At 62.5% G+C, this 21,578-nt stretch carries 14 protein-coding genes; 6 read left to right on the top strand and 8 right to left on the bottom strand.

All coding sequences use genetic code 11. The features are described 5' to 3' along the window. Nucleotides 1–155: 155 nt before the first annotated feature. Entirely contained in the window at nt 156–1,472 is a 1,317-nt protein-coding gene (locus ACRQEC_RS05770; RefSeq protein WP_284890026.1) for an O-acetylhomoserine aminocarboxypropyltransferase/cysteine synthase family protein, read from the top strand. 22 nt (nt 1,473–1,494) lie between these two features. Beyond that, nucleotides 1,495–2,748 (top strand): homoserine O-acetyltransferase MetX, encoded by a 1,254-nt coding sequence (metX, locus tag ACRQEC_RS05765; RefSeq protein ID WP_284890028.1) that lies wholly within the window; start codon nt 1,495–1,497, stop codon nt 2,746–2,748. A 27-nt stretch (nt 2,749–2,775) separates the two neighbouring features. Here the strand turns inward: metX and ACRQEC_RS05760 are convergent, their stop codons facing one another. Next, nucleotides 2,776–3,657, bottom strand: coding sequence for a hypothetical protein (locus tag ACRQEC_RS05760; protein WP_284890029.1), 882 nt, complete (start codon nt 3,655–3,657; stop codon nt 2,776–2,778). Nucleotides 3,658–4,283: 626 nt separating this feature from the next. On the opposite strand from ACRQEC_RS05760, the gene ACRQEC_RS05755 reads away from it, so the two are divergent. The 4 genes from ACRQEC_RS05755 to ACRQEC_RS05740 all read left to right on the top strand — a co-directional run bounded on the left by ACRQEC_RS05755 (nt 4,284) and on the right by ACRQEC_RS05740 (nt 8,688). Further along, nucleotides 4,284–6,377, top strand: coding sequence for a hypothetical protein (locus tag ACRQEC_RS05755; protein ID WP_284890031.1), 2,094 nt, complete (start codon nt 4,284–4,286; stop codon nt 6,375–6,377). Then, nucleotides 6,358–7,047 carry an ABC transporter ATP-binding protein gene (locus tag ACRQEC_RS05750; RefSeq protein WP_284890033.1) on the top strand — a complete coding sequence of 230 codons (690 nt, stop codon included), beginning with the start codon at nt 6,358–6,360 and terminating at the stop codon, nt 7,045–7,047. The genes ACRQEC_RS05755 and ACRQEC_RS05750 overlap by 20 nt, the downstream gene beginning before the upstream one ends. A gap of 69 nt (nt 7,048–7,116) precedes the next feature. Then, nucleotides 7,117–7,581 (top strand): hypothetical protein, encoded by a 465-nt coding sequence (locus tag ACRQEC_RS05745; RefSeq protein WP_284890034.1) that lies wholly within the window; start codon nt 7,117–7,119, stop codon nt 7,579–7,581. 21 nt (nt 7,582–7,602) lie between these two features. Beyond that, on the top strand, nt 7,603–8,688 hold the full coding sequence (locus tag ACRQEC_RS05740) for an alpha/beta fold hydrolase (RefSeq protein ID WP_284890035.1): 1,086 nt from the start codon (nt 7,603–7,605) through the stop codon (nt 8,686–8,688). A gap of 200 nt (nt 8,689–8,888) precedes the next feature. Here the strand turns inward: ACRQEC_RS05740 and ACRQEC_RS05735 are convergent, their stop codons facing one another. The 7 genes from ACRQEC_RS05735 to ACRQEC_RS05705 form a co-directional block, all read right to left on the bottom strand. After that, a complete protein-coding gene (locus ACRQEC_RS05735) occupies nt 8,889–14,855 on the bottom strand; it encodes a S8 family serine peptidase (RefSeq protein WP_435731902.1) in 5,967 nt (1,988 codons plus the stop codon). Nucleotides 14,856–15,268: 413 nt separating this feature from the next. Further along, on the bottom strand, nt 15,269–16,750 hold the full coding sequence (locus ACRQEC_RS05730; protein WP_320768932.1) for an amidase: 1,482 nt from the start codon (nt 16,748–16,750) through the stop codon (nt 15,269–15,271). Between the two features lie 148 nt (nt 16,751–16,898). Then, nucleotides 16,899–17,618 carry an FMN-binding negative transcriptional regulator gene (locus ACRQEC_RS05725; protein ID WP_284890038.1) on the bottom strand — a complete coding sequence of 240 codons (720 nt, stop codon included), beginning with the start codon at nt 17,616–17,618 and terminating at the stop codon, nt 16,899–16,901. Between the two features lie 134 nt (nt 17,619–17,752). Further along, nucleotides 17,753–18,841: an FtsX-like permease family protein gene (locus tag ACRQEC_RS05720; protein ID WP_284890039.1), complete on the bottom strand. Its 1,089-nt coding sequence runs from the start codon at nt 18,839–18,841 to the stop codon at nt 17,753–17,755. Further along, nucleotides 18,838–19,485, bottom strand: a complete 648-nt coding sequence (locus ACRQEC_RS05715; RefSeq protein WP_016441826.1) for an ABC transporter ATP-binding protein — start codon at nt 19,483–19,485, stop codon at nt 18,838–18,840. The genes ACRQEC_RS05720 and ACRQEC_RS05715 overlap by 4 nt, the downstream gene beginning before the upstream one ends. Continuing rightward, on the bottom strand, nt 19,485–20,774 hold the full coding sequence (locus ACRQEC_RS05710) for a peptidoglycan-binding protein (protein ID WP_435734859.1): 1,290 nt from the start codon (nt 20,772–20,774) through the stop codon (nt 19,485–19,487). The genes ACRQEC_RS05715 and ACRQEC_RS05710 overlap by 1 nt, the downstream gene beginning before the upstream one ends. Before the next feature lie 58 nt (nt 20,775–20,832). Then, entirely contained in the window at nt 20,833–21,558 is a 726-nt protein-coding gene (locus ACRQEC_RS05705; protein WP_284890041.1) for a hypothetical protein, read from the bottom strand. Nucleotides 21,559–21,578: the final 20 nt, after the last annotated feature.

The raw sequence follows: 21,578 nt of genomic DNA, 5'->3' as shown, positions 1-21,578 counted from the left end.
ATTCGCCGCATCGCACAATTCCATTCCTCATATGTCACACCTCTGGTTTATCCAGAATGGATATTGCTGCGCCTGAGAAAAAGAATATTTTCCTAGGTTTATGCCGGGGCGTTATCTGCCGCCCGCTCCCCATCACATTTTTGAAGGAGAGCACCATGTCAGAAAATCAGAATTCCCAGCACACCGCCCCTACCCCGGACGCTTTGCACTTCGATACTCTTCAGGTGCATGCCGGCCAGGTCCTCGATTCCGATCACGGCGCCCGGGCGCTGCCGATTTTCCAGACCACGTCCTATGTATTCAAGGATAATGAGCAGGCTCGCGGGCGTTTCGCGCTCACCGATCCGGGCATGATCTACACCCGCATCACCAACCCCACCCAGGGGGCTGTCGAAGAACGTATTTCCGCACTGTACGGCGGCACGGGCGGGCTGCTCCTCGCTTCCGGTTCGGCCGCTATTTTCTACGCGGTCACGAATGTGGCGCAGGCCGGGGATAATATTGTGTCCTCCGATTCGCTCTACGGCGGGACCTACAACCAGTTCAAGCACGTGCTCAAGAACTTCGGTATCGAGGCTCGTTTCGTGGAGAATCCCTCGGATCCGGCCAATTGGGAAGCCCTCATTGATGAGAACACCAAGGCCCTCTACGGGGAAACGATCCCGAACCCGAAGCAGGATATTCTCGATATTGAGGCGCTGGCCAAGCTCGCCCATTCCCACGATATTCCCCTCATTGTGGATAATACGATCGGCACTCCCGCCAATGTGAATCCCTTCGATTTCGGGGCGGACGTGGTGGTGGATTCGGCCACCAAGTTCCTGGGCGGGCACGGCACCTCCATTGCCGGCTCCGTGGTGGAACGCGCGGGCTTCAACTGGAAGAACGGCAAGTTCCCCGGCTTCCACGAGGTGGACGAGTCCTATCACGGCATCGTCTGGGGTGATCTTCCCGGCGCTCCTTTCACCACCCGTATCCGCGCCACCTTGCTGCGTGATACCGGCGCCGCGATTTCCCCCTTCAACGCCTTCCTGATCGGGCTGGGCCTGGAGACCCTTTCCCTGCGCATCGACCGCCATCTTTCCAATACCCGCGCGGTGGCGGAATTCTTGGCCGAGCACCCCGGGATTGACTCGGTGAACTGGGCTGGCCTGCCGGATAATCCCTATCACGAGCTGGCCACCAAGTATGCCCCGAAGGGCCCCGGTTCGGTGTTCACGGTGGAAGTTGCGGGCGGATTTGAGAAGGCCGCGGCTTTCGTGGAGTCCCTCCATCTCTTCTCTAATCTCGCGAATATTGGGGATGCGAAGTCGCTGGTGGTGCACCCGGCTTCGACCACACATTCGCAGCTGACCGCAGAAGAGCTGGCGGCCAATGGTATTAGCCCGGCCACCGTGCGCCTATCCATCGGTATTGAAGATCCGCGCGATCTTATTGCCGATATTCGCCAGGGCCTCGAGTCCATCGCCTAGAGCAAGAAGATCAAGGATTATCATGACGCCCAGCCCCCAGTTCCTCGTGGGACACGCCCCCCTAGACCCGGTCACCGATGCCGAACCTATCGGTGATTTCGATACCGGCTACACCCCCGCACCCCGCCTCACCGAGCGCCCCACCGGCGCCTGGCTGGAAGGAGACGACCCGGGTGAACGCCGCTTCGCGGATCTTGGCCCCCTGGAACTGGAGCTGGGCGGCCGCCTGCCGCAGGTTCGACTCGCCTACGAAACGTGGGGGCAGCTCAATGCGGACCGCTCCAATGCGGTGCTGCTGTGCCACGCGCTCACCGGGGATTCCCATGCCGCGGCACGCGATGGGCAGAGCGGCTGGTGGAAAGATATTGTGGGCCCGGGCCTGGCCATTGATACCGACCGGTATTACGTGGTGTGCCCGAATGTGCTCGGTGGCTGCCAGGGAAGTACCGGCCCGGCTTCCCCGGCTCCCGATGGCCAGCCCTGGGGCCCGCGCTTCCCGGAAATTACCATGCGGGATATGGCCGCCGCGGAGGCCCGGCTCGCCGATCTGCTCGGGGTGGAGCGCTGGGCTCTGGTGGCGGGCGCTTCCTTCGGCGGCTGCCGCACCATGGAATGGGCGGCGTCTTTCCCGGAACGGGTGGGTGCTTTTGCGGTGCTCGTGGCGGGCCCGGCCAGCACCGCGGAACATATTGCGTATGCCCATCTGCAAAATTTGGCGATTCGGTTGGATCCACGCTGGCGCGGCGGGCATTATTACGATGCCGAGCCCGATGAGAGCGGGGCGAGCGGCCCGGATGCCGGGCTGGGCCTGGCCCGTGAAATAGCGCATTTAACTTATCGCTGCGCCCCGGAGCTGGCGGCGCGTTTCGGGCGTACCCCGCAGGAGGGCGAAGATCCGCTGCGCGGGGGCCGTTACTCGGTCCAATCTTATTTGGATTATCACGGCGCGAAATTGGTGGCGCGTTTCGATGCGAATTCCTACCTGACGATCAACCAGGCATTTATTACTCACGATATTGGGCGCGGGCGGGGTGGCACCGCGCAGGTGGTGGCGGGGCTGAAGCAACCGACGCTCGTCGTCGCCGTTGATTCGGATCGGCTTTTTTATCCGCAGCATATGGCGGAATTGGCCGCGGCTTTGCCCGGGGCTCGCCCGCTCCAGACCGTGCATTCCGCGCACGGCCACGATGGTTTCCTCATCGAAAATAATGAGGTGTCCGCGATTATTGCGGATTTCCTCGCCGAAGTAGCGCCGGCGGAAGCTGCAATTCTTTAGCCGCCGCGCTGCCCGCTACTCGGCCCGTTACTCGCCGAATTGCGACCAGTCTTCGCCGAGCACGGTGCCGCGCGCGTCGATCATCACGTGCCCGGCTTTGCCGCCGGCGTGCAACCACCCGGTGTAGATGAGGTCTTCGGGCGCGGGGCAGGTGCCTTCGCATTCGGGCAGTTCGGCGGCCGCGGATTTGACTCGCACGAATACTTCCGCGCTTTCCAGCTGCGCAGGCGTCAATCCGATCTGTGCGCCGTGTTCGCGCACGAGGGTGGTGGCGCGGGTGAAGAGCGCGGCGTCGAGCTGGGTGTAGTCGAAGGTGGGGATGCGTTCGAAGCGGAAGGGCTGCGAGGCCGCGAATCCGTAGGGTGTGGTATCGCGCGGCAGCGCCCAGGAGTAGGTGACCGCGGCGTTATTGCCTTCACCCACGGGAACGTCGATTTCGAGGCGGCGTTCGCGCACGAGGGCCCGGAATGCTTGCGTGGTTCCGGCTTCTTTTTCAATATCGACGACGGCGACACCTAAGTCTTCAGCCCCGCCCGCGAAATAGGAGCGCAGTGGGCCGCCGCCCCAATCTTTGATTTGGGTGGTGACGATGCGGACGGCTTGGGGTGGGTTGATAAGGGTGGGCAGGAGGGTGCCGCTCAGGAATAATGCGATGCCCGTGAGCGTGGCGGTGAGGGTGCGGAGTGGGTGGTCGTGCGCGGCGGCGGTGTGGAGGTAGCGGTAGCGTAAATAAATAATGCCGCCCAGCACGGTGAGTGCGCCGATTGCGATGAGGCTGATGTAGAGGGTGCCGCGCCAGTCGTTCATCCAGAGCAGGGGGAGGGCGCCGAGGATGAGTCCGAAGCCGAGCGCGGGGAGCAGCCGGGTGGCTGTTTCCCGCAAGCCGGGCTGGCCTTGTGTTGTAGGCACGGGTGGCTCCTCCCTATGTGATGGGCTGTTAGGGGGATTCTACCGAACTCCCCATCCAAAATAGCCAATAATTTTATATAACGAAAACCCAAATTGAGAATATATTTCGCTATTAGCTCAAAAGGACGTAGTTCCCTTGAGACTCGCGTACCCGTAGAATCCTAAGTGGGGAAAGATTCCAGCTCTCCCCACCGCGCAACGGAGCGCACGCTACCCATCTGGGCAAAGTTGCCCTATTGGGTGGTAACAACCGAAACGGAGGTTTCATGATGAAACGGAAAGTAACAGCGGGCTTAGTAGGCATTCTACTAGCTGCCGGAGCAACTACTACGGCAGCCGCTCTCGTCTACGACGGATCAATGTACGGCCAGTACACCGTGACTCACGGTGCCACGATCAGCGTGACCGATAACGTTGATGATGGCAGATTTGTATCTTCCTACTACTTATATGACGACGGCACCGGTGAAGGTAGCCTCGTAAATAAGTCGGGATACAATACCACCGTGACGAAAACAGCACCCTCGGAAATAACCGCTTTCAGACCGTGCATTTCACGCTCTGGCCCACTGCCAATGTCGTGCGGCGGCTGGATTCACTAACGAATCAATCTCCTCTAGTTTATTATGAATTCCACAACTAAGCGGCGGTCATTTTCGGCCCTGTTCATTGCGGCCCTATTGAGCGTCGTCGCGGTTTTTTCGCTGGCCGCCATTGGAGTTGAAATTCCCTACCGGGACAAAGCAGCACGGGCGAGTGGACCTATCTACGTACGGGATAAGGAAGACGCTACTTTTGCCTACCGAGTCGATGAAACCTTTATCGATTCGCGTCTAGTTAGTGTTATGTATCTTGAACCTTTACGACCCGATATTCCCCCGCCCCCTGGACTCAGCGCCTGGCCAGCAGCGGGGAGCGCGGCGGTCACCCGCCCCGCTCTCCGCTACCGCGAAACCTTGGAACAACAATTCGGTCCTATCACGGCGGTTATTGACGACTCAGTAACTCTCGAGGACGAACTACTGGTTATCACCCGCCCCGTTAACACCGAAGCTTTGTCTGAGCTAGAACGGGCAGGAACCCGAGCCTTTCTCTCATCAGGATTCGCCGTATCTTCAAACGGTGCGAATAGTCGCCCTATCGGTAGCGTGATGTACGAGCACTGGGCCAAGCATCTTCTACCTCTAGTGCTTGCCGTCATCGTCCTACCGATTTTTCTCTACACCCTGGCCTGCCGTAAGAATTTTCAGAGCGGCATTGCGCAGGAGCAATTCATTCTTCAATGCGTGGGAGCACGGCGCAGTCACCTCATTCGGCACGCCAGTACCCGAGTTATTCCTCCAGTATTACTTGGTGGACTAGCGGGTAGCGCCGCGGTCGCCGTTCTCATCAGTGGAGCCATTCGCCTGCCCTTCACCGGATTCCACTTCCACCCGCAGGCATTTCTCCCCCAGCTAGGCTGGATCATTCTCGCCTTGCTAGTCACACTCGCCGGGCTCGTACTGTTTTTCGCCTGGCCCCGCATCAAACTCTCAATGCGGCCAGCACGGCAAAAAAAGAAGCGTCCCCTGCTTGGCCTAGCGCTCTTCACTATTGGGATTATCCTGGCAGCAGGATTCCAATGGTATTTCTGGTGGATTCCCTCGGACATGGCTTCTGCCGCCATTCCTATAGGAATTATTCTGGTCCTACTCGGCCTATCGGCAACCTTTACACTGCTTACCCGTGCCGCGGCAAGCCTTGCCATCAGATCCCGCAGGGATCACCTCACTGATCTCACCACCCGCTGGATTATTCGCCATCCCGAGGTAGCTTCGCGTTCCGGCACCCTCGCGGGCTGTTTCCTCATTATCGGAACCCTACTAATCGCCTGCTTCAACGCGGTCGCGGATACCGATAGGGAGATCCCGCCACTTCCTGAGAATCTCAGCGCAGTTGATTCCTCTCTTGTGTGCCGCCCCAATACACCCGGCTGCCTCGAAAATGCCGTTGCGCAAATTCACGCAGCCCGTCCGGATGCTGCCATTATCGCCGCCGGCAACGGAATCGGAGTGGTTCCGTTGGAAGACGGGCAGGTCGCTCCAGAAAATCTAGAGCTGGTGCTCTCCGATTACCTTGCTCCGTTATATGGCGCACCGAAGAAAGATCTCCCCGAAAACCTCGACCGCGGCTGGCTCGTCACCCTCGTCGAATCCGATGGCCGAAATTCTGGAGAAAAACTCCTCAGCCAAATCCACAGCTTGGACCTGGGAACTCCGATCCCCGCGCTATCCACACCTCTGGGTGAAAATACCCGTGCCCTGGCGCAAATCTACCGCCAGCATTCCACCTGGCTCAGCCTCTTTACCACCTTCGCTTTCATCTGCGGGCTGCTGGTGGTGTGGCTGAATTTCTCCCGGGAAGCCGAAGCCCAGGCACGCGATGCCGCCGCTATCACGGCACTCACCGGGCAAACCCGCACGGTTGCCCGTATCCTCGCCCGGCGCACCCTCGCCACCAATATCGTGACCGGGATCGCGGCCCTCGCGGTCGGCATCTTCCTGGCACGGCAATTCTTACTGCCCGGAACCGGGTTTATCCCCTGGGAGTTCATCCTCACTATCGCCGCGATCTACGGCTGTTTCATCGCCGCGCAATCCATTCTTGTGTATCGCCGGCTAACCGCACGGGCCCGCGCGTGGCGCCCTGGAAAGGATCACCATGAGTATTCTGCACTGTGACAACCTGGTCTGCGGCTACACCCACCCGCTGTTCAGCCCCATCACTTTCACCCTCAACGGCGGGGATACCCTCACCGTCATGGGCCGCTCCGGCGTGGGGAAAACAACCCTCCTCACCACAATTCTGGGAATGCATAAACCCATCTCCGGCACCATCGAGGTGATCGACACCAATATTCACCGCCTCCCCTTCAACCGCCTCGCACGCCTGCGTTCCACAACCATCGGCACCGTTTTCCAGCACGGCGAACTCATGGCCGGATACACCGCCCTCGATAACGTGATGCTTCCGCGCCTGCTGTGGAACCGTCATGATGGCGACGTCGCCACCGAGGCCAGCGAGCTCCTCGGCACCCTAGGTGTCCTCCCCCAAACGATGGCTGAAAACCTCTCCGGCGGGGAACGCCAGCGAGTAGCGCTGGCCCGGGCCCTCATTAATCACCCGCGCCTGCTAGTGGCTGATGAACCGACCGGAGCGCTGGATACCGAGCTGCGCGATGAGGTCCTCAGCCTCATCCTCGATACCGTGCGCGAACGCGATTGCGCCCTGCTGCTCGTCACCCACGACCCGAGCATCGCCGCCCGCACCGACCGCACCCTCGTCCTCCAGCCGGTCCTCCCGCCGAACGCCGAGCTAAAGGAGGCACGTGCTACCGCTGCCGCGGAGTAATCGCGCATGGTAGGTTGTCTCTGAGAACACCGGGGGTTCTCATCATTTTCCTCGAGATTGCGAAGAATCATGAAACTCAACCGTGTTCTTGCGATTATTATCCTCATCGGCATCGCGATTGTTATTGGGACAATTATCTACGCCTCCCAGCTTTACTGGCCCAAGGTTGCCGATGACTACCCCTCCACGCGGTCCGATCTGATCGCCCTGGTTTTCTTCGCAGGATTCCTCTTGCTTCCGCTGCTCGCCTCGGCGCTGTGGGCGACGATGCCACAAACATCCACGGCAAAGAAAGTACTCGGCGCAATCGGATGCATGATTCTCGGAATCGTGGGCTTCGTGATTTTCCGCTGGGGGCCAGAATGGATGGATACGCTGCGCGGCTATACCGATTTCCCGGTGTTCTACCGCAGCGTCAATACAATCCCGGAAACCGCTATTGCCCTAGCACCATTCCTCCTGGTCACGCTGGTGACCGCGATCCTGACTTTACGAAAGACCCGAAAGACCCGAAGAACACCACGCGGGCGGTAAAATCGAGGAAAAGCCGAAAGGATGAACGTGACTCGAGCCGCCACACCCCACCACCCCGCGCTCGCGTGGGAACCCGACCTCCTCGGCGCCGGTTACGAACGCCTCACCCTTCCTCTTCCCGACGACGACGAAGGTGCCGTCATCGCCACCCTTATCCGCGCACTGCCACCCGCGGGCACGCCTACCCTGAGCTTCGCTTTCCTCGCCATTCACGGCTGGAATGACATGTTCTACCAGTGGGCCCTTGCCGAAGCGGTCACAGCTGCCGGCGGGGCATTCTACGCAATCGACCTGCGTAAATATGGCCGCTCCTGGGATCCGCAGCGGCAAAGCTACGGCTACACGGATAGCATGCGGGTGTATTTCGCTGATATTGATGCCGCCCTGGCCGCCATGCGAACCGATCTTCCCGCGCGCTTCGGCCCCGCCGCAGCCCAGCTCCCTACCATCCTCTACGGGCATTCCACCGGTGGCCTCACCGCCACCCTCTACGCCGGGTCACGCCGCGGGAAAAACCTGGCTGGCCTGGTGCTTAATTCGCCGTGGTTGGATTTGCAGGTGGGTGCGGCCGGGAGCGCCGTCGTCGTACCTGTGGCGGAACTGGCGGCGCGCACCGCACCGAAAAAACCACTGCCCGTACACGACCCGGGCTTTTACGGGATGGTGCTCGACGCGTGGCGCCCGGAGGGAATGACGCGGGTGCCCGGGGCGCCGGAGGGCACCACCGATCCGTTTTGGACCACCGGGTGGACGCCGGCCTGGGATATGCGCCCGGATCCGGCGCCGATTCGGGGCGGCTGGCTGCACGCGGTTATTCGCGCGCAGCGCTACGTAGCGCGGAATGTGCAGCTGCGGCTGCCGGTACTCATGCTCACCGCGGCACGCAGCATGGTGGCCACGGCGTGGAGCGAGGAACTGCGCGGGGCCGATACCGTTTTGGACGTTGAGCAGATGTGGGCGCGGGCCGCGGAAATTGCCAGCGATGTGCATATCCTGAAATTGGATCATGCCGTGCATGACGTGCTGCTCTCCCGCGCGCCGGTGCGCGAGGCCGGATTCGCGGAGATTCGGGAGTTTTGCCAGCGGCAGGTGCGGCGGGCGCAGTAGGAGCGGCGGGCGCGCTCAAGGCAATAAACGCGGCTAAGGCAGCAAAAACAGCAAGGCAGCGAAAGTAGCATAAGAAAAAGGGGAGGCTCCCGGAAAATCCGGGGCCTCCCCTTTCGCTTGCCCGGGGCGGGATGCTGGCCAATAGGCCGGCATCCCGCGCAAGGCGCGCTAGTTGTTAGCGGGCTGCAAACAGTGCCGTGTTAGCGGCGGACGATGGGGGTATCAATACCATCCCCGTCCCAGTCACCAACCAGCATCTGGTCACCAGCCCGGCCGTAATGCAAGGTGATATCAGCGTTCCCGCTCTTGAGCGAGTTCGCCACAAACACCTGGTTACCGCGCCGGACCGCGAAGGTATCCTTCCCGTCTCCATCCCAGTCACCAACGAAGATCTGGTCACCGGTCTTGCCGTAGGAGAAGGAGGTTTCCGCCTTACCGCCCGTGAGGGTGTTATTCACGAAGAACACATTCCCCCGCTGGACCGCGAAGCTGGACTTGCCATCCCCGTCGAAATCACCGGAGAGCAACACATCGCCGTCGCGCCCGAAGCTTAATACCTGGTCAGCATCCCCCGAACGGATCAAGTTGAGGACGAATACCTGGTTGCCGCGGCGTACCGCGAAGGTGTCTTTACCGTCTCCGTCCCAGTCGCCGACCACGATGGTGTCATCGGCACGTCCGAAGGAAATGACTTCATCGGCCACGCCTCCGGTGAGGCTGTTCTGAATGAAGATCTGGTTACCGCGGCGCACCGCCAGGGTATCTACGCCATCACCATCCCAGTCACCGATCAACACCTGATCTGCGGCTCGCCCGTAGGAGAAGACCTGCTGAGCAACCGTGGAGACCCAGTCGTTGGACAGGTAGAACACGTTCCCGGTATCACCCGGCTTACCCGGTTCGGGTGCCGGCTTGCCAGGCGTACCCGGCGTACCCGGCGTCGGGTTCGGAGCAGGAGTCGGGTTCGGCGCAGGCGTCGGGTTCGGCACCGGCTGACCCGGCGTCGGATCCGGAGTACCCGGCGTGCCCGGCTCATCCGGGGTGGGAGACGGCGCCGGAGCGCTCTCCTGAGTCACCGTAACCTTAACGGTCTTGGTCACGGCAGCCCCGGCAGCATCGGTGGCAATGAGGGTCACCGTATTCTCGCCCGGGTTGAGCACCGTGCCCGATGCCAGGGTGAGAGCGGTATCGCCCGTTGCCCCAGCTGCGCCGTCGTCCTTCACCGTGTACTTGGCGAGTACCTCGGCGGCCAGGGCCTGCCGGTCAAGCGTACCAGCGGGCGCCGTGAGTTCCACGGTGTCCGGGCCCTCGATCACGGGCAGGCTGTCCTTCGTGAAGGAGATGGACTGCGCGGTGGAATTACCGGCCAGGTCGGTGCCTTCCACCGTGAGGGTGTAGGTACCGGCCGCCAGCTCCGCGGTTTCCACGGTGTAATTGAGGGTGGTCGCGGCATCACCAGCAGTATCGCCAGCTGCTGCGTCGTCGGCAACCGGAGCATCGGCCTCAGCCATCAGTCCAGCCGCATCCTTCACGCCCGCAACCACGCGGGCGGCGTCGTCCTTATCCGCCACACCGTTCGCATCGGTCTTGACGGCCTTCGCGGCATCCGCACCGTTCGCACCGGCATCGTCTCCGCCACCGAAGTAGGTCTTGACGTCCACGAGGCTGTCCTCAACGGTCTGGCCGAGCAGGCCCGCATCGGTGCTCTGCTCGCTGAGCACGTTCCCGTTGAGGAGAACGCGCGCGGCCTTGAGGTTGGGGTCGGTCACGCTGGTGGCAATGGCAGCGCCGTCGCGAATAACCGCGCCGTCCGTGCCGTTGATGCTCACCGCCGGGCCTTCCTTATCCACCACCACGGGGATGGTGTTGAGCAGAGTATTGCCCATGCTGTCACCGAATTGCACGAGGACCGTATCGCCGTCCGCAACCGGGAATGCCTGGTTGAAGCTGCGGGTATTGGTCTTGGTGCCGCCCACGGTATGGTCGATAATGCTGCGCACCACCGAGCCGTTGATCTTGAGTTCGTAGCCCCAGGCGTCATCGGAGGCGGTACCCGCGAAGGTGACCTCATCCGAATTCGCGTAGAGCACGCCGTTGTACAGGGTCGGTTCCGTGAAGGACACCTTGGGGTACCCGGTATCCCAGAACACGCGCAGGATGCTATCCATGCGGACCTTGCCTTCAGTATCGGTCACCTTCATGTGGAAGGCGTTAATACCGGTGGTCACCGGCACCGCGGTTTCGAAGGTGCCATCGGCCTGCACGCTCACGTTAATCGGGTCCGGAACCACGTAGGCGCCGGCCTCGTTCACGGTCACGCGCGGCTGAAGCACAAAGGCGGACACGCCCTGCGCCTTACCGCGCAGCACCAGCTTGCCGTCCGCCGTGGTTTCCGCGGTGGACATATCCGGTAGGCAGGTGGTTCCGAAGCACTGCACATTCGTGAAGGTGGGTGCTTGGTACGACGACGTATCTTCCGCCACGACCTCCCGGCCTTCGTAGGTGACCGTTTCGGTGGTGGTATTTCCACCATCGGAGGCCACCACGGTGGCGCTGACGGCGTCAGCTTCCGGGGTGAAGGTAGTGGTGAATCCGCCGGTGTTATCCACCGTGACATCCTTGCCGTTCACCTTGACGGTGAGGGTGGCGCCGGGGCGCTCATCGCGCACATTACCGGTGATCGTGACCGAACCGTCCTCGGCCACCGGCTGCTTGCCGCCGGCATTGAGGGAGGTAATCGCCACGCTCGGGGCCACCGTATCGTAGGTGACGGTCAGCACCGTGCGGGTGATTTCGCGGCCGTTATCACCGTAGGCAACCACGGGGATCTCCTGGGTACCCGCGGTGAGCGGGACCAGGGCGGCGAAGAATCCGCCGCCGAGCTCCGCATCCGTACCGGCCACGGTGACGCGGGCCACCGCATCGGAGGCCAGGCCGAAGACGGTCAGCTTACCGTCCTTGACGAGGCGGTGATTCGGGGTGAAGACCTGGGTGTTGTAGGTGTTCAGGCTCGGGATCTCGATGGCGTTCGCGCCCAGCACCTTGGTGACCATGGTGTTATTCATGCCCTGGTCGGCCACGGTAACAATGACGTAGGAAACGCCCTCGGGAAGCACCACTTCGAAGGAAGTATCGGAATTCTTGGTGACCGGCTTGATCTGGGTACCCTTATCCGTTTCCACCATCGGCGAGGAGAAAATCCCCGAGCCGGTTTCGGTCACGGTGAAGGGCAGGATCTGCTGGCCGTCACGCTCGAAGGGCTCACCCACGGAAACTTCGGGGGCCACGGTATCCACACCGAAGGGCATATCGAGGGTCTGCCAGTCGAAGCGATCACCCAGGCGTGCCTTGACGCGGTAGGTGTAGCGCCCATCCGGAATCGCCTTGAAGCTCGCGCTGGCCGCATCCCACACCGTGCCATCGAAAGCGTGGGCTCGGTAAGCCTGCGCAATATTCTTCGTGCCCAGGGCAGTACCGGCGATCTGGCGGGAAAGTTCCTGTTCCTCACCCACGCGCGTCACGAGTTTGCCGGCCGCATCGTAGATTTCGAACTGGGCTTCTTCCGCGTTACGCAGCTGCGTGAGATTCGGGACAACCGCATCAACGTTATTGTCCTTATTCGGCGAGAGCCAGAATTCCCCGAAGATATTGTTCTTCATGGGCAAGGTCATCCCGAAGATCGTGGTGGTCAGCTGGGAGGTGGAGGTATTTCCCTCACCCCAGGTCTGGCCCGGAGCCACGAAAATGGGTTCGGCGTTCCAGTCCCCGGCGAAGCCCAGGTAGGGCACCTTAATATCCGGAGTTTCCTGAACGCCGGAGAGCACCGCCCAGCCTTCCACGAAGTGATTACCCTTGCTCGGGGTGAGCGTGAAGGTAACCTGCGTGGTTTCCCCGGGCGCCACGGTGAGGACCTTGCGGTCCGCCGTCAGCGTTTCCTTGGAAATGAAGGTGGAGGTGGTGTCGTTCGCGTTATTCGTTTCGTTCACGACTTCCTGGCGCGGAATCGCGTAGGCGGCTTCCTTATCGCCGTGGTTGGTGAGGGTCACGGTGAAGGACACCGGCCCGTTCACCTGGCCCAGGGCCACCGAATTGGCACCGTCCACGCGGGCGTGCACCTGGGAAGCCAGGGCGTGATCCACGCGCACCAAACCGGCGCCGATCTGGCGCGGGGCGTAAGGAACGCCGTCGTGCCGCGGAATTTCCGCGGTGTTCATGAGCAGCGTTTCCGCCAGGCTGAGGCGATCCGCCCGGGACATCTCCGGGAAGCGCTCACCGAGCACCTGGAGCACGCTGGCCATGGAGCCGGCCACGTTCGGGGCGGCCATCGAGGTACCGGACATCGAGCCGTAGGTATTGGAATTCAGCGTGGAGTAGACGTTGCCGCCCACACCCGAAATATTCGGCTTGAAGTCCAGGTTGGAGGTCGGGCCCCAGGAGGTGAAGTTGGAGGGCGCGCCGGCCGTAGCCGAGGGCGTGGTCCGGGCTTCATCCGTGAGGGCGATGGTGACCGGGGTCTTCGCTTCGATTGCTTTCACGAGGCGCAGCGCATCGGAGCGGAACATCACGCCACCGGGGAAGGTGTATTCGTCAATACCGCCCATGGAGATCATGGAATCCCCGCCGGCTTCGTGGTTGTAGATAATCACACCGGCCGCACCGGCCGCCTTCGCGTTGCCGAATTTCTCCCCGAAGGTGATGCCGCCGCGCTCAATAAGAGCGTATTTACCGGCAGTGTTTTCCGGGAATTCTTCCGGCTTACCGGTGCCGGCGGCTACCGCTTCGCGGGCCACATTATCCGGCTTACCGGTGGCAAGTTCGTAGAAAATATCTTCGGTCTTGTCCCCCACGGTCACACGGGCGACCGAGCGGGTTTCGAAATTATTATCAATCGAGGCAACCGAAAGCGTGGCATCGTGAGCCGAGGGCGAGCCAATAACGCCGTCGTCCCATTTACCGAACATATCGTCTTCCCCGCCACTCGGCGAGAAATTGAGTCCGGAGTTACCGGCGGAAATCACCGGAAGCACGCCCTTGGCGCGCGCTTCTTCAATGGCCAGGCCCGCGCCGTTGGAGTAGCCGAAGCCGTTATCGGAGCCCAGAGAGAGGTTAATAACGTCGGCGCCCAGCTTCACAGAATCTTCAATGGCGGCAATAATATCGCCGTCGGCCGCGCCGCGGGAACGCGCCGGGTCATTGGAGAAGACCTTCATCGCCAGCAGCTGGGCATTGGGGGCCATGCCTTCCACCCGCCCGGTGCTCGCGAAGGTTTGGCCTTCATCCAGGCCGTTTGCCGCGGCAATACCTGCCACGTGCATGCCGTGCATGGACGAGGTGGTATCGACGATCTCGAAATTATCATCGGCGTAGTTGTAACCGTTGGGAACCTTGCACGTGAAGGCGGGATTCGCAGCGGTGTTAATATTCTTAATCTTCGCGGTATCGCAATTGTCGATGCGCATATCGCGGTGAGTCGGGTCGATACCCGTGTCCACAATCGCAATAACCATACCGGTGCCGTCCGCGCCGGCATCAGCCAGAGCCGCGGGCGCGCCCTGCATATCGCGCGAGGCATCTTCGAGGGGCACATTTTCCTGCGGCTGCGTTGCGAGGGCGCCCTGCGTGAGCGCCTGCGTGGCACCCGCGTTTTGGGCGAGCGCGTTCTGGGCAAGCGCGCTTTGGGCGACGGCGCGGGAAATATCGGCTGCGCGCTCGGTCGCGGCCACGTCTGTAGTCTGGTAGACGCGCTCACGCTTGACCGAGGCCACCGCGGCTTCCGCTTCCAGAGCGGCCATCTTATCCGCCGGCATCGTCGCGGCGAAACCGTTGACGAGGTAGCCGAACTGGCGCTCAAGCTGCAGACCGTACTTCTCCGACCACTGTGCCACCAGGTCTTCCTGCGTGGCCAGGCTCTGCGCCTCACCGGTATCGCTGCCTAGGCGAGACTGGTCCTTGAGGAGCACAATAACCCGCACCCGTTCATTGGAGCCCTGCAGATCCTGGAAGGCAGCCAGCTCGGGGTTATCGGGAGAGAAGAGACCGGCGAAAGCGCCGGCGGGATTCGACGGCGCTGGCTGATCCGCAGCGAGCGCCGGAGTAGTGAGTACGCTTAAGGCGAGCGCAGCCGTGACGGATAATCCGCCCAGGCGGCGCCAGTTAAAACCTGTCACACCTTCTCCTAACTTCGTGACGGGAGGGATCCCGTCGGGGAATCCGGTGTTGTCATTCCTGCACGGAGGCCAGGGTTCGGGAGAGGTAGGGCGACGGCGCACACGGCGCAGCCTCCCCACCCCGCCGCGCATATCTACCAACCAGTGGAGAAGTTATGCACCCCTCCCGCTCAGCCTCTCACCCTTGAGCGATAGACCGGCAGTGCGTGACGCGTGGGAATACCGGATGCGGGCTATCATCGCAAAGAATGGTGCGCATCGGTCCAGAGCGTCCACAACGTGAACACTTCCGTTAGGGCATTGATATTTATGCGCTTAAAATTCGGCGCGCGGAAGAGGACACGGCACCGCCGCGCAGAACGGGCCGCGCGGAAGATCCCACGCGGCCCACCGCGCGCTCACGGCACACCCGATTACTGGCGCGGCTGCCGAATCAGCGGCCAGGGATCCAGGGTCTCCAAGGCCGCGGCAATAGAGAGCAACAGCTGTTCTTCCCCGAAGCGGGTGGCACCCACGTGCACCCCGAAGGGTAACTCCGTGCCATCTACGTCTGCGCGGTGGATCGGGATGGCTACCGCGGCCGGCCCAAACATATTCCAGGAGCTGGTCCACGGACTCACAATGCACTGGCGCCGGAAATCTTCAGCCGGATCATCAGGGCAGCATACCCAGGCGGGATCGGCCGGCGGGGTGCCGAGCGCCGGGCTCACAATCACGTCATAATCCGCGAAAGCCTCCCCCATGCGCCGAGCAATGGCGTACATTCCCTGCAAGCCATCCATGAGCTGCGGCGCGGTGGCTTCCCGCCCGCGAGCGCGCAGCCACTGGCTCATCGGGGTGAGGAGTTCCTCGCGTTCGGGCGGGAGCGGGATGGCGGCAGCACCCGCCTGCCAGATCGGCATAAAGGATTGCCAGGCTTCCGGCCCGAAGGGCCGCGCGATCTGCTCCACCCGCGCACCCATAGCACGGAAATCTTCCGCGGCTCGCGCCACCGCGTCCAGGCAGGCGGGGTGGATCTCGGTATCAACATTGAGGGGTTCGGTGAGCACCCCCACCCGCAGGTCAGCCAGGGCCAGCGCCCGGCTGCGCGATTGCGGCCCGCACCCGAATTCCGCATCCAGGGTGGCCAGGTAGTCCCCCACTCCCGGGTAGGGACTCCAATCCCCGGGCCGGCGCCGCGCAATAATATCGAGCCCGGCCGCTAAATCACGGGCGGTGCGAGCCAGCACCCCGGCGGTGGCCAGCCCGCTATCGGAGAAGAAGGAGGACCCGGGTCCGGGCGAGACCAGCCCGCGGCTGGGTTTGATGCCGAGTACCCCGCAGTGCGCGGCGGGAATGCGGACCGAGCCGCCGCCGTCGTTCCCGTGCGCGATGGGGACCACGCCGGCCGCAACCGCCGCGGCCGCTCCCCCGGAGGATCCGCCGGCGCTGCGGGCCAGGTCCCAGGGGGTGCGCGCGGGAGTGAGGCCGGCTGGTTCGGTGTAGCCGACGAATCCGAATTCCGGGGTGGTGGTTTTTCCGATGGTCACGGTGCCGGCGTCCAGGATGGACTGGGCGACCCCGCCGGTGGTGGTGGCGATGTTTCCGCGCATGGCCTGCGAGCCGTATTCGGTGGGCAGGCCGGCCACGTCGTCGAGGTCTTTGATGGGGAAAGGCACCCCGGTGAGCGGCCCGCCCCTGCCCTCTTTCAGTTGCGCGGCGGCGGCGCGGGCCTGCCGAAGCGAGAATTCTTCTGCGATATGCGTGAATGCCCCCACCGCGGCACCGCGGCTGCGGGCCCGTTCCAGCACCCGTTCGGTATGCGCGACGGGATCCAGCCGGCCGGTGCGCATCCGCCGCGCCAGCTGCACGGCAGAAAGATCCAGGGGGTCCACGTTCTCCTCAAGAAATGCCATGCTCACAGTGTACGTGAGATAGGGCACGTTTGCCGCCGGTGGCATATTAAGTTTCGCTGCGGTTCTCTTCGGTTTCGATGCGGTTCTCCGCGCCCTTCGCGCGCCGCTATTCGGTTTCGCTGCGCTTCTCTTCGCTTTCCGCGCGCCGCTATTCGGTTTCGGTGCCGGCGCGAGCGGCCCAGGGGCCGTGTTTCGCCCGTTCCACGGCTTCTTCGCGCGCCGCGGCGGTAGGGATGGCCAGGTTTTCCATCAGCTCGGCTATGTGCGTGGCGGCATTTTTTTCACGACGACGCCGCAAGCTGGCGGCGGTGGCGGCAATCTCCTCCGTGGATAAGTTCTGGGATAGCTTGGCCTTGCCAATAATCTCCGTGACTTTAATATCCACGCCCACGATGGCGCGCAACATGCGGCGCAGCTGGTCAGGCCGCGCGTGGGTATCGGGGCGCCAGGTGCCGCCGTGGTGGGCAATTTCGTGGGTGTCTACTAATTCTCGCAGGGTGGGGATGAGCCAGGCGGGATCCTCGTGGATAGTGAGCTCGCCGCGCAGGTGCACAGTGAGGTAATTCCAGGTGGGAACCCGGGCCAGCGGCGCATCTGCCGGGCCGGGTGGCATATCGGAGGGTGATATATAGGTATTTGGCCCGGTAACCACCATGAGGCAGGGCCCGCTATCGCCCGCTTGGGGATTAATACGTGCCATATGGCTGTGGAGGTGGAGGCTGCCGGCGTCGTCGTACTTAATATTAAAAGGAAGGAGGGTGGCATCCAGGCCGCGCGGGCCGGCCGTTATCAGTTCTCCCACCCCGATTTGGGCAGCTAGTTCCACCGCACGTTCCGGTTCCAACGCAAAACGACTCGCCACGTACATGACAGCCAGTGTAATGCGCGCGGCTCTCCCGCCGCCCGGGACCGATGCCTGGCGGGACCGGTACCGCGGGAGAACCGTACTGCGCGGGCCGTTACCGCAGAACGCGCCGCATGCAAGGCGGCTACAGGGCGCGGCTACGGCGTGCGCATGACCTCCACCGGGTCACGGTAGGCCGCGAAAATTGCCGGGGGAATGCAGGCGAGCAGCGCTACGAGCACCGCGAGCACCCCCACCGCCACCGAGAAATCGAGGGCGACCGGGTTGCCGCTCAGCCGGCAATAACTCCAGGCCGCGGCGATGCCCAGCGCGGTGCCGCCCACGGCCGGGTAAGCGATGCGGGCGATCACCAAGGCCACGAGTCCGCCGCGGGTAATGCCGAGGGTGCGGCGCCGGCCCAGGTCGCGGCGGCGGATAAGCACGTCGGCCAGCACCACCGCGGCGATGAAGAGCGCCCCCACCCCGAGAATGAGGATGAGGAGGGCACGGCCCATGCCCGCAACCTGCCCGGTCACGGCCACGCCCTGTTTCGCCTGGCTGACGGAGCTGCGGATAATGAGTTTGGCGGGGTCGAAATCCCCGATGGCCGCGAGGGCAACATCGGTGACCGCAGCAATATTTTCGGCGTCGTTAGCCAGCGCGGTGACCCGCACGTAGGCGCCCGAGCCGCCCCCGGCCAGGAGGTAATTATCGAGGTCCTCGAATCCTCCGCTGGGGGTGAAGGAGCCGACCACGGCCCACTGCCGCCCACCGCGCGATTCCACGTATCCGCTGGGGAAGGCCAGGCGCAGCTGCGGCAGCATGGCTTCGGGCACGATGGCTTCTCCCGGGCCGGGATAACGCCCGGCTGTTAATGTAATTATTTTGGAGATGTCTCCGCCGGTTTCCACCAGGGCGAACAGTTGGGAGGCCGGGCCGAGCGGCCCATTGACCACGTCCACCGTGCTCCGGTATCCCACTACCCCGGCCACCCCGGAGGTGCCGTGCAGGGTTTCCAGGAAAGCTTCGGGGAGCAACCCGGCGTTTTGTTGATCGATAAGGGTGAGCTGGCGGGCTTGCGGGCCGGTGAGCTGGCGGTGCAGCTCGGCTTCGGTGGCGGCCTGGCGGCCCACCGTCACGAGCGACGCCGCGCACATCACCCCGAGCACCAGGGCCACCAAGATGGTGGTGACCAGGGCCCCGCGCGCATTTTTCGCGCCTTCGCGTAGCAGAACAGCGAATTTCATAGCCGCACCACCTCATCTGCCGCATTGACCACCGTGGGATCGTGGGTGGCAATAATGACACTGCATCCGGATTCCGCTGCTTCGCGTAGGGCGCCGAGCACGAGGTTGGCATTATCCGGGTCGAGGTTTCCGGTTGGTTCGTCGGCCAAGATGAAGGTGGGGGAATTGACGAGGGCGCGGCAGACCGCCACGCGCTGGGCCTGCCCGCCGGAGATTTGCCCGGGCCGGTGGTCGGCGCGGTGCTCCAGGCCCAGGCCGGCCAGGAGTTCGCGGGCGCGGGTGCGGGTGGCGGCCAGCGAATGGCCCGCGTAAAGCCCGGGTTCCATCACGGAATCGAGGACGGGCCGGGTGGGGTCAAGTTCGGAATCTTGGAAAACGAAGCCGATGCGGCGGGCGCGCAGGCGCGAGCGTTCCCGGTCGGTGAGCTCGCTGGCGGCCGCGCCGTCGATAAGGACCTGCCCGGAGCTGGGCGTGAGGGTGAGCCCGAGGAGGTAGAGCAGGGTGGATTTGCCGCGCCCCGAGGCCCCGGTCACCGCGGTAATGGCGGCGGGGGCGAAAACGTGGGTGAGGCCGTCGAAGAGTTCTTCGGCGCCTTTCCGGTAGCGGAAGCGCAGCTCACGGGTGGCGATACCGGGCGCGTCCATTATTTCGTGCTTTCCGGGCTCGGGGTGGCATCGGTTTCTGCATCTGCGCTGGGGTCGGTTTCTGAGCCTCCGCTCGTGTCCGTGCCCGAATCTGCGCCGGGGCCGGTTCCTGTGCCTTCGCGGGAGCCGGTATCAGCGCCGGAACCGCCGGGCGCTCCGGATCCGCTCGGCACGCCGGCCCCACCGGGGGTGCCGGAACCACCAGACGTGTCGGCCCCACCGGGCGCGCCGACCTTCTTCGCATCGGCCAACGCATACACGCTTTCCCCGGCCCGCACGCCCTCAACAACCGCCAGGCCGCCGGCCACAGTCTGAACCGTGACAGTGCGGGGCGCGGCCTCCCCCACGACCCTCACGCTCACGGTCCCATCCGGCATCGTAGACAGCGCGGAGACCGGCACGGTAGGCCCGGTCACCGCGGGCACAATCTCAATATCGGTAAGGAGATATGCTTTTTGGCTGGCCGGCAATTCCCCGCACCGAGTGCCGCACAGCAGCCCGCCATCTTCCGCGGTAACAGGGACCTTGACCTGGCCCCCTTCTGTTTCCTCCGGCTCACCGGTAATACCGATGAGGGGCTGTTCACCCAGCTTCACGCGAATACCCATTCCCGGCTGAACCATGGCCTGCTGTTCGCGCGTGATTTCCATATAAAAACTGGGCGTTCCGGACACCGAGTTAATAATATTTTCACTTCCGTTCAGGGCCGCACCGGGCCAGGCAATACTGCGGTCCAGGGTGAGCGCAGCTGGGAGTTGCGGCACTGCCACAAGTTCTCCCAGGCCGACGACGCCGCCCTGTTCCTGCCCGCGCGCTTTTTGCCACGCTTTCGTTGCCGCGGTGGTGGCGGGGCCAAATTTCCCATCTGCCACGGTGCGTGAGTAGCCAAGGGCAGCGAGGAGCCGCTGGTATTGGGAGACGTCCTCACCTTCGGTTCCTTCGGCGAGGGTCCGCCAGAAGGGAGTGGAACCTTCTGCCGCGATTACCTCGGTATTTCCGACGGTGTAGAGAGTGTCGCCGGCGTGGAATTCTCCGTCCGCGGCAACGGAGGTGATGGTGCCGTTGAGCTGGTTCACGGCAACCGGTTGTGCCGCGCGTTCTACCGTGGTGGAGAGTGTGAGGGTGCGGCCAATATTTTGCTCGGTTACGGTGACGGTCATTGTCTCCGCTCCCGTTTGGGTGATCCGCTCCGGGGGTTTCAGGGTGGTGCGGCCCGCCCAGAATGCCAGTGCCGCCACGAGGAGGAGTGTTATCACACCCGCGAGGATCTGAGTTATTTTCTTGTTCATGGCAGCACGCCTTTCGTGGTAGCCACGCGATTACACGTGAATGGTAAACATCATGGGGTTATTTTATGCCATAGAGCTCTGTGGCAGGAGGGTCACTGGGGCAAACTTTCCACACTTCCAGGGGGATCTGGAATTCAAGAGATCCCCCATTATTAGGCCACCAGCGGTGCTCCGGATCGGTATGGAACTTAGCAACATAGGTTTCCCGAGCGGGACGTTTGGAGATATCAACCTTATAACCATGCGCATCAAGGCAGGGAATATAGTATTCATCCCAGTAGTCCCAGACCACCCGCAATTGATCTTCCGACCAGTCGGTAAGAAATTCCGGATTGAGGAAATACATCGCATCACATTCGTAACTAGCTAACTTATATGCCTGCTCTTGCGATTCTGGAATACTCCCATTGGAAGCGACCCCACCTTGGGGATTGACGTGGAATCCAAAACCCTTGTTGGTCAAACACTCAGCCATTTTGATATCCGACTGTTCCGATGACTCTTGCCACTCAACCAAAGGAACATCGGGAGGATCGTCAATTCCCAAGAACTCCGCATTACGTTTCAACCATCGTTCTCGGAAGGCAAGCTTCTCCTCCTCAGTGGTGTAGCGTGGCGAGATTTCAATCTTCGCTTTCCAACTAGTCGGATCCCAGTCAGATACCGAAGCCACAGCGGTGCCGTGACTGGTTGCACCGGCACTTCCAGAATCGGAACCACCCGCAGCGCAACCGCCCACCACTATGAGTAGCGAACTAAAAACAGGTAGAACTCTACGCTTCATGCAACACCCCTATCGCCAGC

The sequence above is a fragment of the Actinotignum saccati genome, from assembly GCF_051265055.1.
Taxonomy (GTDB): Bacteria; Actinomycetota; Actinomycetes; order Actinomycetales; family Actinomycetaceae; genus Actinotignum.
The sequence above is the reverse complement of the archived record's forward strand: the minus strand, read 5'-3'. Positions and strand labels throughout refer to the sequence as shown.